We start from the raw sequence: 15,499 nt of genomic DNA, 5'->3' as shown, positions 1-15,499 counted from the left end.
CAATGAATAAAGTATTCAAACTAATATATACGACGTGCCTAATAGGAGTGTTTTTTTCTTGTGAGGACTATTTGGATAAAACCCTAGAGACCGATCTCACCGTCGATGAGGTTTTCAAGAACTTTAACAATGCCCAAGGTTTCGTAGAGGAAATGTACGCCATGATCGTAGATTATTCTACGGCTGCCCATTGGCAGCACTACATGTGCTATGGCGAGGATGCCATTGGCGTTGATACTTGGCTTTTTGATTATGCTATAGATGAAGGAAATTATTGGAACTGGCAAGGGGCCGGAAGTATGTTTACCGGGGGGGGGAATACTTCGTCCGACCTGCCGTTTAGCAGGCATGCTATATGGCCTAGTAGCTGGGCGGGTATAAGAAAAGCGAATATTGTAATCGGGAGTGCGCCCGAACTTTTAAAGGATGCGACCCCACAGGAAGTGGATGCCATAATGGGCCAAGCTTACTTTTTCCGGGCCTTTTTTCATCATGAGCTTATGAAATTTTGGGGAAGTATGCCATACATAGACCGTGTACTCGCCGATGATTGGAAAATTGAAAGACCCACAGAATGGGCCGAGACCGCATTGAAAATTGATGAGGATTTTCAAAGGGCAGCGGACCTATTGCCCGTAGATTGGGACGACCCCAATTTTGCGCCCGGAGTAAAGACCAATGGTCAAAATATGTTCAGGATCACTAAAGGAGCCGCTTTGGCCCTAAAGGGCAAGAACCTGCTGTATGCCGCCAGTCCCTTGATGCAAGGCAATGACAATACCTACGCCTATAACAAGGAGCTCTGCCAAAGGGCGGCGGAGGCATTTGCACAAGTATTACAAATATCCCGGTATCAATTGATCAGCTGGGAAGATTATGGTTCTGTGTTCTACTCCAATCAAAATCGTTATCCTTATTCTACCGAGTTTATCTTCAGCCAAGCTGGCAATGTTGGATGGTTTGGGGGGTATTTACCTGGCAACTGGCAGATAGGGTCCATGGGGGTTGATAATAAAACATCCTATCCGACCCATAACTACATATATAACTATTTTGGAATGAACGATGGCTTAGCATGTGAGGACAGCCCCAATTACGATGCTGGCGACCCTTGGGCCAATAGAGATCCCCGTTTTTACAAGTGGGTAGTGGTGGATGGCGATCAAATGGTCAAAAATCTAGGGGCCGCAACCGGTAATAATGAGAAAAACAGGTTTGCCCAATTCAACAATGGAGGGGTTCACCGGTATCCAGCAATTGAAAATGGCACTCGTACAGGGTATGTCGCCAAAAAATGGTTTCCCTTGACACATAATAAATTCGACAATCAATATGGATTTGCATGGAGGTCCCATGTGCGTCTTACCGATGTGTATTTGATGTATGCAGAATCGGCCCTAATGGCGTATGGAATCAATGGTGCTCCGTCCGGATTTAGCATGTCGGCCCTTGATGCGATCAACAAAATAAGGGAAAGGGCGGTGCCCGACGGCAGTTTGAACGTGGCACCCGAATACCTTACCAATGTTGAAAAATTTATGGATGAAGTTCGAAGGGAGCGTGCCGTGGAAATGGCATGGGAAGCCCACCGATGGATGGACGTGAGACGGTGGAAACTTGGCACTGACATGAAATACAAGTTGAAGACAGAAATTTTGTTTGACCGCAATGCGGATGGAAAACCTATTAATTTGGTAGAAAGGGTTTTGAGAACCAAAGTTTTTGATGAAAAACACTACTGGTTACCGCTTCCTCAGAACGATACTGAACTGTACGAAGGATTCCCTCAAAATCCAGGATGGTAACAACTGTTATATTTCACTATTTGATAATAAAAAACTATATGATGCACTATAATATATATGCAAAAACTTTCCTGTTTGGATGCTTCTACATGTTGTTTTCCGCTTCATTGACTGCTCAGCAAATTGATTCCACCTACGTTCAATTGTCGAATTATGACTCCATCTTGTCGCCATACGATGAAGAGGTAAATATGGGGTTCAAAACCCAGAAAAAGAAGGAGATAGTTGGGTCTTTCTCTTCGGTGAAACCTCAGGACTTCTTGAAATATGATAACACCCAATGGGTCAGAGATGCTCTGAACGGACGGCTGACCGGGTTAAAGTTGAGTGATAATATTCGTGGGCTGGGTTCGGCTTTGATCGTTGTAGATGGTATTCCCGGACGAAATATCGATCTATTGAATATGGAGGAGATAGAGGAAATAACCGTGCTTAAGGATCTCAACGCTACGGCCCTTTATGGATCTATGGCGTTCAATGGGGTAATAGTCGTGACCACCAAAAGGGGAGGCAATACTAAACAATTCAATATTAACGCCAGCTCGGGAATCAAATTACCTTCTCGTATGCCTAAGTATCTCAATGCTGCCGACTACATGGACCTGTACAATGAGGCACGTGCCAATGATGGAATGCCTGCGTTGTATGCCGATGAGGATATTCAAAACTATCGGGCAGGGAGTAACCCTTACAGATACCCGGATGTGGATTTTTATAGCGGCGAGTATTTCAAGCCATTTGCCTCCTTTACCAACGTGAACGCCGATTTTTCAGGGGGGAGCAATGATACTCGATATTATATCAACCTAGGGTTTAAATCGGACCGCAGCTTACAGGACATAAGTGACGAGAATGATAAAGGCGACAATAGGTTCAACGTCCGGGGAAACATTGATTTTAGGGTAAATGATTGGATTAGAAGTAGTATTGATGTAGTGTCAATTATTGACCAATCTAGAAGTACTTTGACCAATATGTATAATGCGGGCGGTTCCTTCAGGCCTAATTTGTATTCGCCCTTACTTCCGTTGAGCGCCATAGATACCACAGGGAATACACAACTAGCGGGTATAGTAGATGCGGCCAACCAATTTAACGGGTATATTTTGGGTGGTAGCCAGGCCTATGACGACAATGTACCCCTGGCGGATATTGTGGCGGGAGGTTACCAAACCAATATGGCCCGGGTGAGCCAGGTGAACAATACTATTGATTTTGACCTGAGCGCAATTACAGAAGGCTTATCGGCCAAGAGTTTTGTCAGTTTTGATTTTTACAATTTGTACAATCTCAGCATTCGGAACAAATACGCCGTGTATGAGCCTACTTGGAACGAAGAGAACAAAATCATTGACCTTGTAAACGTAAAGGATAACGACCTTAAGGATCAGGTAGAGAGTGTGCGCACCGATCTTTTTACCATTAGATACGGTTTCTATGGCCTGTTAAATTATAAGAAACAACTTGGGGAGAACCATCATTTTGATGGAACCTTGTTAGGGTTTGCTAACAATACTTACCAAAAATCGGAAAAACAGTCCTCTAAAAATAGTCACGTGGCCCTGGGTCTCAATTATAGCTATAAGAACAGACTACTGGTAGACTTGAGTTCGTCGTATGTAAATGCGGTGAAGTTGGCAAAAGGTCACAGAGGCAAATTTGCACCAACCCTGGGGATGGCCTATGTGCTGAGTGAAGAACAGTCTATCAAAGAGTCTTCCTGGGTAGATTATTTTAAACTGAGGTCTTCCATGGGTGTCAATTTTTCTGACTTGGGTATCCCTGGCTACTTTTTATACGATGCCATATATGATCAAAATGGGGGCGGGTATTCATGGGGAGATACTAATGGAGGTAGTTTTAGCAATGGGTCCACTAAAATTCAGTTGGGCCAAAACTACAACCTGGGCCATGAAAAGCGTACGGACTACAACCTTGGATTTGAGGCGCTTTTCTTGAAAAAACTATGGGTGGAAACCAATGTTTTTCGCTCAATCATCAGTGACCGCGTAATCAGGGCCGCTACACCATATCCTGGGTATTACAATTCGTTTAGACCCTATACCAATTTTAACAAGGATAAATATTCTGGATTTGAAGTCGGCCTAAATTATTCCAGTCAAGTGGGGGAGCTAAACCTGGATCTTGGGATTAGGGCACTTTATACCGCTTCGGAAAGGACCAAGGTTGACGAAGTATACGAAGATGAATATCAATACAGAATAGGTACCCCTACCGATGCTATTTTGGGATTAGAGTCCCTAGGTTTCTTTGGGGTAGACGATTTTAATGCCGACGGTTCCCTTATGGCGGGCATTCCAACCCAATACGGCAATGTGAATCCCGGGGACCTTAAGTATGCCGATATGAATAACGATGGAGTGGTCAATGATCAGGACATGGTAGAGATCGGTAATTGGACCCCTTCTTGGAGTTTTGGGTCCGACATCCGTATAAAATACAAGTCGTTTACCCTCTTTGCCCTTTTGACGGCCGAATTAGGGGCGGAAGCCATTCTGTCCGGTAGTTATTACCGGCCCCAGGGCGATAATATGTATTCTGAAGTGGCATTGGGACGATGGACAGAGGCCACGGCCGATACGGCTACCTTTCCTAGGCTTTCTGCCAATGGCAATACCAATAACTTTGGGAAGACCTCTACCTTTTGGATGTATGACAACAGCAACTTTAAAGTACAGCGAATGCAACTTACCTATGACTTGCCAAAAAGGATGGTCGAGAAATGCAAGTTGAAGGATGTTAGCCTATTTGTGGCGGGGTCTAACTTGGCAGAATTCTCCAAGAACAAAAAGATCCGAGAGCTGCAATTGGGAAACGGACCTTTGTATCGCTATTATTCGATGGGACTTAGAATGAAGTTTTAACTAAATAATTTAGATTAGACATGAAAAAATTATTCAAATATACTTGGGCCTTCTGCTTGACATTGTCTTTTGCCGCCTGTTCGTTACTAGAGCCTGTAGATGAGAATTTGTTGGGTGAAGAACGATTGAATTACGACCCGGCCTTTGCCGAAGGGGTGTTGCTCAATGCCTATGAAGGATTGATCTACCAATTGTCGTTTAATGATGTTGCTACCGATGATGCGGTGCATAATTATTTGAGCGGCTTCCGTCGTATGGCTTTAGGGGAATGGAATGCGCAAAATACCTTTACGAGCAGATGGAACCAATATGAAAAAGTACTCTATGCCAATAAGTTCGTTGAAGTCGTAGATCAGGTAGTTTGGAAACGTGATGAGGAAACCAACGAATTATTTAAACAACGCCTGTACGGGGAGGCTATAGCCATGAGAGCACTGTGGCATTTCTGGATATTACAGGAACACGGAGGGAGGGATGCTTCGGGCCAGTTGTTGGGCGTACCCTATATTTCCGAGTTTTTGGAATATGATGCAGATTTTAACCTTCCAAGATTGGGTTTCGAGGAGACCGTGGCCAGAATTAATGCCGATTTTGATGAAGCCTTGGAGTATTTGCCCATGGATTATGACGGCGACTTGGCTAAACGCCCGGCAAAATATAATTCCTTTGATGGTGAAAAATACCAGTTTGTGTTCGGACCGGATCAAGACCTGCGCATTAGTGGGAGAGTGATACGGGCGTTTCAGGCAAAGTTGGCCCTTATGGCTGCGAGTCCAGCGTTTTTGGACGGAAAGGGTAATTATTACCAGGATGCGGCAAATATCATTGCGGAGATTTTAAATGATATAGGCGGTATAGCCGGTATGGATCCCAACGGCCATTATGATTTTTACGAGTTTCCTATTGGCCAGAGAAACTTTCCTGAAGTATTGTGGAGAAACAATGTTTCGCTTTGGCAAACATGGATAGAACGTGCCCAGTTTCCTCCTTCACTAAACGGAAACGGGCAGGTGAACCCTTCACAAAATTTGGTAGACGCATTTCCCATGTTGGATGGTACTCCTTTCTCAACCTCCCATCCAAGTTATAATCCTGCCAATCCCTTCGAAAACAGAGATCCTCGCTTGGCACGGTACATCCTGTACAATGGAAACGATTTGAACGGAAGGGTGATTAGGACCGGCACAGGCGGCGGCAATGATGAGATAGATAAGGTGCAATCCCGTTCTACCCGTTCTGGATACTACCTGAAAAAGTTGTTGGACCAAAAGGTGACCATTAGTGCCGATGGGAGCATCTCGGCCTCCGAAAAGCTTAGTGTCTATCTAAGGTATACCGATCTGTATCTTATGCTCGCCGAAGCTGCCAATGAAATCGGAGGCCCCGATTATTTCATTGGAGGTTTGTCGCCCCGCAGCATAATCGCTGCAATCAGGGAACGGGCCGGCCTTGCATTGGACCTTGGAGACACCTATTTGGCCAGCATTGGTTCAAAAGATCAAATGCGCAATATGATCCGCAATGAGCGAAGGCTAGAGCTCTGCTTTGAAGGACACCGATTCTATGACCTTCGAAGATGGAATATGCTTGATAATATTGACGATGTCAATGGTTCTAGATTCGATGGGACCAATTACAATCAATTTTTGGTAGAGCCTAGAGTGTATCCCGACAATGCCAATTATGCGCCCATCCCCCAAGCTGAAATAGTGAAGTTTAATGCCTTGGAGCAAAACGCGGGATGGTAAATGCCGGTAACCTAAAATAAATTATAATGACCAAGAATGTCTCTAGACTATGGTCGATCAAAAAAATGTTTAATTATAAATTTTCTTAGTATGTATATGAGAAATTGGGTTTTATTTCTAATAGCCACGGTGCTAGTATCCTGTAGTAATTCGGATTGGGAATTTCCCGACTACGACATTCAAGGTAGTTATTTTCCCTATCAATTTCCGGCACGTACCCTTATTCTGGGAAAGTACGACTTAGGAATTAATGAGAACGACAACAAGCATCGCTTTGCAATAACGGCCCTTATGACCGGTGTGTATAGCAACGAGGAAGAGCGGCGCATTCACTTTGAAGTAGATAATAGGCTGCTGGACAATGTGGAGAACATAAAGGCCTTGCCACCTAATTATTACACCTTTGAAACACCCAGTCCTGTGGTAATACCCATCGGTGGCACCAAAGCTCCTATAATGGTACAGTTGCATGATGCTTTTTTTGGTGATACACTTTCTTTTGGGAAGGTGAATACTACCAATTATGTGATTCCGCTGCGAATGACCCAAGCAGAAAATATAGACAGTCTATATACGGGGCTCAGTTATGAGGGCATTTCCAGTCCGGATCCGGTAAATCCGGCTCATTGGGATGTGGAACCCAAAAATTACACTTTGTTCGGTATCAAGTTTATGAACAAGTTTCATGGTAATTATTTAAGAAGGGGACTGGATATGATTACCAATGGCACGCCAATTATTGGTAGGGAATATAATGAGCAATATACCGTAGATGATGAAGTGATTTTGGTGGAAACGTCGGGTAGTAACAAGGTCACATTGCAAAATGTAATTGGGCGTGGCGATAATTCAAGTCCCGGGAATGTGGTTATGGAGCTTACCTTTAGTGAGGACAATAGCTGCTCCATAGCGAGTTTTAAAGAGGACCCCTATGCCATTACCGGTTCGGGTAAGTATGTAGAGGACGGGGACAGCTGGGGAGGAAAACCCAAGGATGTCATTTACCTTGAATACACCTTTACTGATGCCGATAATGCCGAGACCCATGCGGTGAAGGACACATTGGTCATCCGTGACCGTACGGCTATATTTGAGGAGTTTGAAGTTAAATTAAAGGAAGATTAGAAAATGAAAAAGACATGTATATTTCGGGAGGTTCATTTATGGGTATTTGGATTGGTGGCAGTCCTCCTATCGGTCTTCGTCTCTTGTAGCGAGGACAAGGAGGATATGGCGGGCGGCGTTACCGGGGTCTCAATGAAAACATTACCTAAGGTGGCCTATGTAATTGGAGAAGAATTGGACCTGACCACTTTGGTCATCACCCTTGAGAAGGGAGACAGTGAGGTACAAGTTCCTTTTACATCCTTTGGCTTGGAGAATATTACTGTAGACCCCGCGAATGGAACAGAGCTCGATTTTTCAAATCAATCCTTGAGTATCAATCATAAGGGTTCGGGAAAGGGGCTTATTCAGTCTATTATCGTGACTAATAACGTGGTGAGCGTAGCGGTAAAAAATAAACCGCGGGAATCCTATGTAAACGGGGAAAAGCTTGATCTGGGCGACCTGGTCGTGTCCTTGGCTTATGAGGATGGGTCATTGGAAGATAAGGCCTTTGCCGATTTTGGGAATACAATCCAAACAACCCCGGCCAACGGGACGGTGCTGTCCGAAGTGGATTCCGAAGTGGTAATCACCTATGTCTCCACAAATGCGTCCGCAACGCAGTCCGTTCAAGTGGAGGCGTTCACTCCCTCAAGTGCCACTATTGCTACCCCACCCAATTTGGTTAACTATGAAATAGGTGATCGTTTAAAATTGGAAGGTGCCGTTATTAAGTATTCGTTGGTAAGTGGAACCGAATTGAAAATCCCTTACATAGAATTCGAGGCCTTTGGGATTGTGGCGATGCCCGCCAATGAGGATAAACTAAAAGCGTCGGATACCGCTGTTGAAATTCGTCACGAAGCTACCGGGGTAGTGGCCATGTTGCCCATTACAGTGAATCCTTTGGATGTGACCGGGATGTCCGTTGCAATCAAGCCTGAAAAAACACTATATAGGGATGGGGAGATAATTGAATTAAATGGGCTTTCCATAAAATTGGAGATTAACGGGGGAGAGGATGTAGTGGTCTCATCCGCTGATTTCGACACCTATGGTATTTTGGCTACCCCTGCTGATGGAGAGGCGTTTGTTGACGGTACCACGGAGATACTTATTTCCTATCCCGGATATTCAGGGGCGGCAGCAATACCCTTGGGATCGGAGATTATTTATGAATCTGATTTTTCCTCTGGAATTGATGGATGGAAAGCCAACCAGAATGGGGGAGGGTCGCTTTCGATGGAATCTGAAGATGGAGTCTTGGTGGCCAGGGATATTGTTTTGGGAGCCAAATCTTGGGATGTTCAGATTATGAGGTCTTCTTTACCTTTGGAGGAAGGGGCCAAATACAAAATGACCATAACTATGAAGGCTATGGTCGGACAAGGCGATTTTTGGCTTAGTTTTTCGGTCGGAGACGGTACCGGTAGAGATAGCTACCAGGCCTATGACGGCGGTGGAAATGGGGCATGGCTTTCCAATAACGACCAATACGTAACCGAGGAGAAAGAGTTTGTAATGGGCAAAGCATCTACTACAGGCGCCCGTATATTGCTCGATGTCGGTAAACAAACGAACGGAATAGTCATACAATACGTGAAATTGGAAAAGTTGTAAGTGTATTTCATGGGAAAGAAGTACTTAGGATTGGGCGATTAGCATACTTTGGACACTGTACCCTAGAAAGGCTACCTACCCCAGTTATTTCCGGGTAGATAGGGTTTGGGTATATGAGAACTGTTTGTTAATTAAAATGGATAAAACATACATGAAAAATCTGATTTACACACAAAATAATAGGAATACAGGGGATGCCCCCTATAGAACGTTATTATATTTTTTAGGAGGACCGGTATTTCTGCTGGCAATTTTGCTGATGGTGGGCTGTAGCGCACATAAAACAGAATCGGGCAATTCTGGGACGGCCCATACGGGGATGCGTAATTTGCCATCAATGGAGTTTGTAGCCGATATGGGTGCTGGGTGGAATCTCGGAAATGCCCTGGATACCGAAGATATAGATGAAACGGCATGGGGCAATCCAAGGACGACCCAAAAGATGATCGATGAAATCGCAAGAATTGGATTTAAGACCCTACGGTTGCCCGTCACCTGGCGGTTTCACCTGGGGGAGGCCCCAGGTTATTTAATCGAGGCCGAATGGCTTGATCGGGTAGAGGAAGTGGCTAATTACGCTTTTGCCAATAGGATGTACGTGATCATCAATATTCACCACGATGACCCTTGGATAATTCCCACCTATGACAAGGCCGAAGATGTTAAGATGAAACTGGCAGAGGTGTGGACGCAAATTGCCGAGCATTTCAAGGAGTATGGAGACTATCTTATTTTTGAAACGCTTAATGAACCCCGTCACGAGGGGTCGCCCGAAGAATGGAAAGGGGGTACGGCCGAAGGGCGCGAAGTGGTGAACCAGTACCATAAGGTGAGTGTAGATGCTATTAGGGCTACAGGGGGCAACAATGCAACCAGGAAACTTATGGTGTCCACTTATGCCGCTTCTACCCGGCCTGAAGCCTTGAACGATTTCCGTATTCCCAACAACGACAAGAATGTATTGGTTTCCCTTCACAGTTATTTTCCCTATACCTTTTGCCTTTCGGGTGAGGATACCACTTGGGGAACAGAGGACGAAAAAAAGGCGCTAGATCTTGAATTTAATAAGATCTACGATCATTTTATCGTCAAGGGGCAGGCCGTGGTGATGGGAGAATGGGGGGCAACCGATCATCAGAATCCAGATGGGCGATTGACCCATTCAAGTTTCTATGCCACTGGGTGTGCCACTAGGGGAATCTGTCCCGTTTGGTGGGATAACGGGAACAAGAATGAATTTGCCCTGTTCGATCGAGAAAACACGTTCTGGTTATTTCCCGAGGTGGCAGAAGCAATATTAGAGGAAGTGACCGGGTCTAATTCTCTTAGATAAATTCCTTCCATAGAGTATTGGGGTCTTATCGTAATAGTTTCAGGATATAGGGAAGAAGTCTTAAATTTGTTAAAATCATATTAAATTAGAACAGTGGGAATAGTAGTCGATAGCGGTTTCGTTGTATTGTATAAAAACCTTTAGGTTATGGAACAAGATCACCAAATAAGACAATTGTTGTTGAAGTTCGCCAATAATCAATGTAGCCCAAGGGAAACTGAGATATTACGGCAATACTTCGAAGATAATCCGGATCAAGGAGTGCTTCCCGAAGTTCAGGAAGTATTAAATATGAGCGGTTCAGGTGACTTTACTACGAATGCAGATGAGGCGGAAGCCCTTTTTGCAAAGATAAGTGCGAAGATAGGGAAGGCTCAGGTACGTGAGCTTCCTCCAAGACCACCTAAACCCAACCTTTGGTGGGCTGCAGCGGCTATCTTTGTTGGCCTGCTCGGTGTCTCGCTTTATCTCTACAAGACTCCAGAGGCAATTGAGCAAGTACAGACTCCCATCGCCACCCAAAATTCCATTATTTTGGAACGGGAAGATGGGAAGGTAGAAGTGCTTTCAGAGGATGGCCAAATACGACTTACAGATAAGGAAGGGGAAGTGATCGGCGGACAAACAGGTAGGAAACTTACCTATCAGAAGAAGGATAAAGTTGTTAAGGAACTTGTGTATAATACCTTGCGTGTTCCCTATGGAAAACGGTTTGAGCTCAACTTGTCCGACGGAAGTAGGGTTTTTATGAACGCTGGTTCCTCTTTAAAATATCCAGTTAATTTTTCGAAAACGGGCAATCGCCAGGTTTTTTTGACGGGAGAAGCTTTTTTTAAGGTCTCTAAGGACAATAGTCGTCCTTTTCAAGTGGCGGCTGAGAATCTCGAAATCGATGTTCTGGGAACCGAATTTAATGTTTCGGCCTATCCGGAAGACTTGAAGACCAGTGTGGTATTGGTAGAAGGGTCTGTACAACTGGCGATCCAAGATAACACACAGGAAAACATTATTATGCAGCCCGGTCAGTTAGCAAGTCTCTGGCAGCGAGACTCCAACATTGAAGTGCAGGATGTAGATGTGGCCCCCTATATTGCATGGTTGCAGGGTGATCTGGTGTTCAGGAATATGAGCTTTGAAAATATCCTCAAAAAAATGGAGCGACATTATGACGTTAAGATTATTAATAATGATGCGGAGCTTGCCAAGGAAATCTTTAACGCCAGCTTTGGTAGCGAACCCTTGGTGAATATTTTGGAATATTTTAAGGAAACGTATGGACTTAATTTTGTCTTCCAGAATAAGAATACGGTCGTAATCGGATACAAAGAAGAGGAATAGCCCGTTTAATTTAGATTTCCCTGATAGTGAAAGTTCACCCGTCAAATGAACGTTTGGCACTAGGATTTAACGTTTAAGGTAAATAATCATGTAAAATATATTCCTAATACTAATTACCCCCAATTTAAAAGGAATTATTACCGTTTTATTACGAGCCTGTAATATCCTTTATGGGGTATCAATAATATAAACAATTAAGAGAAAGATGAAAAAAATACTAGGCTTACTTTTGTTATTCATGACCGTTCAATTATCAAACGGTCAAACAAAAAAATACGATATCGTTATTTATGGAGGCACTTCTGCCGGGATAGCAGCTGCTATTCAAAGTAGTAGGATGGGCAAATCTGTTGTTCTAATAGAACCTACCCATCGGATCGGGGGGCTAACCACTGGTGGATTGGGACAAACAGATATAGGTAATAAGCAAGCAATTGGAGGTATCTCTAGGGAGTTTTATGAGAACATCAAAAAATATTATGATGACCCAACAAATTGGAAATGGCAACAGCAGTCTGAATACAAAGATGGTGGTCAAACACGGACGGAAAAGGGGGAACCTACCATGTGGACTTTTGAGCCCTCAGCAGCATTGTCTGTTTATCATGATATGATGACTCAAGAGAAGGTTAAGGTTATATATAACGAGAGGTTGAATAGGGATTCGGGTGTAAAAAAGGTTGATGGGAAGATAGTATCGATTACAATGGAAAGTGGGAAGAAATTTGTAGGCAAAGTATTCCTTGATGCAACTTATGAAGGTGATCTCTTAGCCACAGCTGGAGTTAGTTATGCCATAGGTCGTGAGGGCAACGAGGAATACGGAGAAACTCTAAATGGAGTTCAACCGAACAATTATAACATATCTTTGACCCATTTGATTTCTAAAAATGCTGCTAACCACAATTTTATACCAAGAGTAGATCCCTACATAGTTAAAGGAAATCCAGAGAGCGGACTTTTACCCAATGTAAATGAAAAACCTGGTGTTGAAGGAGATGGGGACAATAAGATTCAGGCTTATTGTTTTAGAATGTGTTTAACTGACCATCCAGATAATCGTATTCCGTTTTTGAAACCTACGAATTATAAAGAACTGGATTATGAGCTTCTTTTTAGAAATTATGAAGCTCGCAAGGGGGCGGTACGTGACATGTACTATAAAGATGGTCCTTTATTACCATTAATAAATTCCAGTATGCCAAATCGCAAGACCGATTCTAATAATAGATTTGGTTTCTCAACTGATTATATAGGAAAAAATTATAACTATCCAGAAGCTTCATATGCTGAGAGGGAAAAAATCATCGAAGACCATCGAAACTACCAGATGGGCTTAATGTGGACATTGGCCAATCACCCGAGGATTCCGAAGGAAGTGCGTGATGAGGCCTCTAGATGGGGCACTACAAAGGATGAATTTGAAAGAGAAGATGGTTGGCAACAACAATTATATATTCGTGAGGCTAGACGAATGATTAGCGATTATGTTATGACACAGCGTAATTGTGAGGGTCTGGTAGAGGCAGAGGATGTCATTGGGATGGCTGCATACACAATGGATTCGCACAACGTACAACGTTACGTAGATGCTAACGGTTATGTCCAAAATGAAGGCAATGTTGAAGCACATGGGTTTGATCCATTCCCTATTAGTTATAAATCGTTGGTGCCTAAAAAAGAAGAATGTGAAAATTTAATTGTTCCAGTTTGTCTTAGCTCTACTCATATTGCATTTGGATCTATACGAATGGAACCTGTATTTATGGTTTTAGGAGAGTCTGCTGCAACCGCAGCCTCCTTAGCAATCGATTCCGGAATTTCAGTTCAAGATGTTTCCTATGAGAGTTTAAAATCCATCTTATTGAAAAATGGCCAACGTCTTGAATAAATCAAGAATTTCTAAATAACTGTTCCATGAATTTACCATCATTAGATAATATTAAAAAAATCAAATATTTAAACCGTAGTAGCTATTTAATAAATCCTATTGTAATACTAGGTACGTTGTTATTTGTTTCCTGTGCAAACCTGAAAGAGGAGCCAAAAGCCTTACCTAATATTATTTTAATACTGGCAGATGATCTTGGGTATGGAGATTTAGGGTCATATAATGATAAATCTCTTATTCCTACTCCCAATTTGGATAAATTGGCTTCTGAAGGTATCAGTTTTACCAATGCGTATTGCCCTGTTTCAGTTTGTTCGCCGTCTAGATATGCATTGATGACAGGAACATACCCATTTAGAAGTTGGAAAAAATCTGGTGTTTTATCAAATTATGAACCCTCTATGATAGATGAGGGTCAATTAACACTCCCAAAGATGTTACAGGAGGTAGGGTATACTACTGCTGGGTTTGGCAAATGGCATTTAGGGGCTGGATTTCCTACTTTAGATGGTCTTAAACCTGCTGGCTTCGGTAAATTTAAGGCGGAGAATAATGGTAAGAACATTGATCTACAACAACCAATAAGCGATGGTCCTGTTGATAATGGTTTTGAAAACTGGTACGGATTTAGTTGCGCAAGTGAATGTTGGGTTATGGAGGGAAATAATATAGTTGCTGCTTTACAACATGAATTTTATAATATAGATTCGGCTGAAAATAAAGATCATATCGAAATTATACCAGCCAATGAATACCTTAAACGTATCACTAAAAAAAGTATTGGTTTTTTAAATGAGCGATCTAAAGCAGGTAATGAAAATCCGTTTTTTTTATATTATGCTCCGTATGTTCCTCATGTGCCATTATCGGTTAGTGACGAATTTATAGGTACCACAGAAGCGGGTCTATATGGTGATTATGTGTCTGAGTTAGATAGCTATATTGGAGAGATATTAAGCACACTTGATAGTTTAGGGCAAGCAGAAAACACTTTAATCTTTTTTGCTAGTGATAACGGGTCTCAATTTGAGAGAACAGGAATTCACATTGACAATGCAAACCCAAGTAACAATTTATCAGATGTCAAAGGAAAAAGCCTTGATAAAAATGAACATCACCCTAACGGTAATCTAAGAGGTTCCAAATGGACAATTTGGGAAGGTGGGGTTCGAACGCCTTTTATTGCAAAATGGCCCGATAAGATTCCAGCAGGTATCAAATCAGATAAGATTTTTGCCTTAAATGATGTTGTTGCAACCCTTAGTTCGATTATAGGGTATGAACTACCCAGTACTGCTGCAGTAGATAGTTATGACCAATCTATGAATCTTATGGGAGAAGAAAAAAATATTAGAGAATCGGTGGTGGTTCAATCTTCAAATAATCGTATGGGTTTTCGAAAGGGAAATTGGAAATACATCGAGCCAGATAATAATGAGTTAGAAGGACAATTATACAACCTGGTGGAGGATGAATCAGAATCGCAAAACTTAATCAACGAGAATAGTGACTTGGCAGAGGAATTACGTAAAGAATTACGTGATATTATTACTGAAACAGTCTCAGAAAAATAGAAAACTAATGAAAACTAATGAAAAATAATGGGCAAATCATACTGTTTTTAACGGTGCTGTTGATATTGATATCTTTCATATTTTCCTGCAAAGAAAAACCAATCGATGAAAATACAATGGTTCAAGATGTGGATTATAATAAATTAAAAGGAGTTCTGGTTGCTAAAGGTCAGATAGTAGAGTAAAAAAAAAATCGTA

Annotated in this window: 9 protein-coding genes; all 9 read left to right on the top strand. The window is 42.6% G+C overall.

Features of this window, described 5'->3' with window-relative positions; genetic code table 11:
* The first annotated feature begins 2 nt into the window (after window positions 1–2).
* The 9 genes from MWU78_RS18490 to MWU78_RS18450 all read left to right on the top strand — a co-directional run bounded on the left by MWU78_RS18490 (window position 3) and on the right by MWU78_RS18450 (window position 15,301).
* Window positions 3–1,805 carry a RagB/SusD family nutrient uptake outer membrane protein gene (locus tag MWU78_RS18490; RefSeq protein ID WP_247000536.1) on the top strand — a complete coding sequence of 601 codons (1,803 nt, stop codon included), beginning with the start codon at window positions 3–5 and terminating at the stop codon, window positions 1,803–1,805.
* Window positions 1,806–1,843: 38 nt separating this feature from the next.
* Complete coding sequence (locus MWU78_RS18485; protein ID WP_247000534.1) at window positions 1,844–4,690, top strand: SusC/RagA family TonB-linked outer membrane protein; 2,847 nt, start codon at window positions 1,844–1,846, stop codon at window positions 4,688–4,690.
* A gap of 20 nt (window positions 4,691–4,710) precedes the next feature.
* On the top strand, window positions 4,711–6,438 hold the full coding sequence (locus tag MWU78_RS18480) for a RagB/SusD family nutrient uptake outer membrane protein (protein WP_247000532.1): 1,728 nt from the start codon (window positions 4,711–4,713) through the stop codon (window positions 6,436–6,438).
* 96 nt (window positions 6,439–6,534) lie between these two features.
* On the top strand, window positions 6,535–7,563 hold the full coding sequence (locus MWU78_RS18475) for a DUF5627 domain-containing protein (protein ID WP_247000530.1): 1,029 nt from the start codon (window positions 6,535–6,537) through the stop codon (window positions 7,561–7,563).
* A gap of 3 nt (window positions 7,564–7,566) precedes the next feature.
* Window positions 7,567–9,165 (top strand): carbohydrate binding domain-containing protein, encoded by a 1,599-nt coding sequence (locus tag MWU78_RS18470; protein ID WP_247000528.1) that lies wholly within the window; start codon window positions 7,567–7,569, stop codon window positions 9,163–9,165.
* Between the two features lie 151 nt (window positions 9,166–9,316).
* The gene (locus MWU78_RS18465) at window positions 9,317–10,498 is read left to right on the top strand and encodes a glycoside hydrolase family 5 protein (RefSeq protein ID WP_247000526.1); all 1,182 of its coding nucleotides are present in this window, start codon (window positions 9,317–9,319) and stop codon (window positions 10,496–10,498) included.
* Between the two features lie 147 nt (window positions 10,499–10,645).
* Complete coding sequence (locus tag MWU78_RS18460) at window positions 10,646–11,836, top strand: FecR family protein (RefSeq protein WP_247000524.1); 1,191 nt, start codon at window positions 10,646–10,648, stop codon at window positions 11,834–11,836.
* A gap of 205 nt (window positions 11,837–12,041) precedes the next feature.
* Complete coding sequence (locus tag MWU78_RS18455) at window positions 12,042–13,727, top strand: FAD-dependent oxidoreductase (RefSeq protein ID WP_247000523.1); 1,686 nt, start codon at window positions 12,042–12,044, stop codon at window positions 13,725–13,727.
* A 26-nt stretch (window positions 13,728–13,753) separates the two neighbouring features.
* Entirely contained in the window at window positions 13,754–15,301 is a 1,548-nt protein-coding gene (locus MWU78_RS18450; protein WP_247000520.1) for an arylsulfatase, read from the top strand.
* The last annotated feature ends 198 nt before the right edge of the window (window positions 15,302–15,499 follow it).

The organism is Arenibacter sp. F26102, from assembly GCF_023015865.1.
GTDB lineage: Bacteria > Bacteroidota > Bacteroidia > Flavobacteriales > Flavobacteriaceae > Arenibacter.
Note: the sequence above shows the minus strand (reverse complement) of the source record. Positions and strands in the feature narration are given on the sequence as shown.

Coding starts and splice junctions, on each gene's coding strand:
- MWU78_RS18490 (WP_247000536.1), top strand. CDS start 3: ATGAATAAAGTATTCAAACTAATATATACGACGTGCCTAATAGGAGTG.
- MWU78_RS18485 (WP_247000534.1), top strand. CDS start 1,844: ATGATGCACTATAATATATATGCAAAAACTTTCCTGTTTGGATGCTTC.
- MWU78_RS18480 (WP_247000532.1), top strand. CDS start 4,711: ATGAAAAAATTATTCAAATATACTTGGGCCTTCTGCTTGACATTGTCT.
- MWU78_RS18475 (WP_247000530.1), top strand. CDS start 6,535: ATGAGAAATTGGGTTTTATTTCTAATAGCCACGGTGCTAGTATCCTGT.
- MWU78_RS18470 (WP_247000528.1), top strand. CDS start 7,567: ATGAAAAAGACATGTATATTTCGGGAGGTTCATTTATGGGTATTTGGA.
- MWU78_RS18465 (WP_247000526.1), top strand. CDS start 9,317: ATGAAAAATCTGATTTACACACAAAATAATAGGAATACAGGGGATGCC.
- MWU78_RS18460 (WP_247000524.1), top strand. CDS start 10,646: ATGGAACAAGATCACCAAATAAGACAATTGTTGTTGAAGTTCGCCAAT.
- MWU78_RS18455 (WP_247000523.1), top strand. CDS start 12,042: ATGAAAAAAATACTAGGCTTACTTTTGTTATTCATGACCGTTCAATTA.
- MWU78_RS18450 (WP_247000520.1), top strand. CDS start 13,754: ATGAATTTACCATCATTAGATAATATTAAAAAAATCAAATATTTAAAC.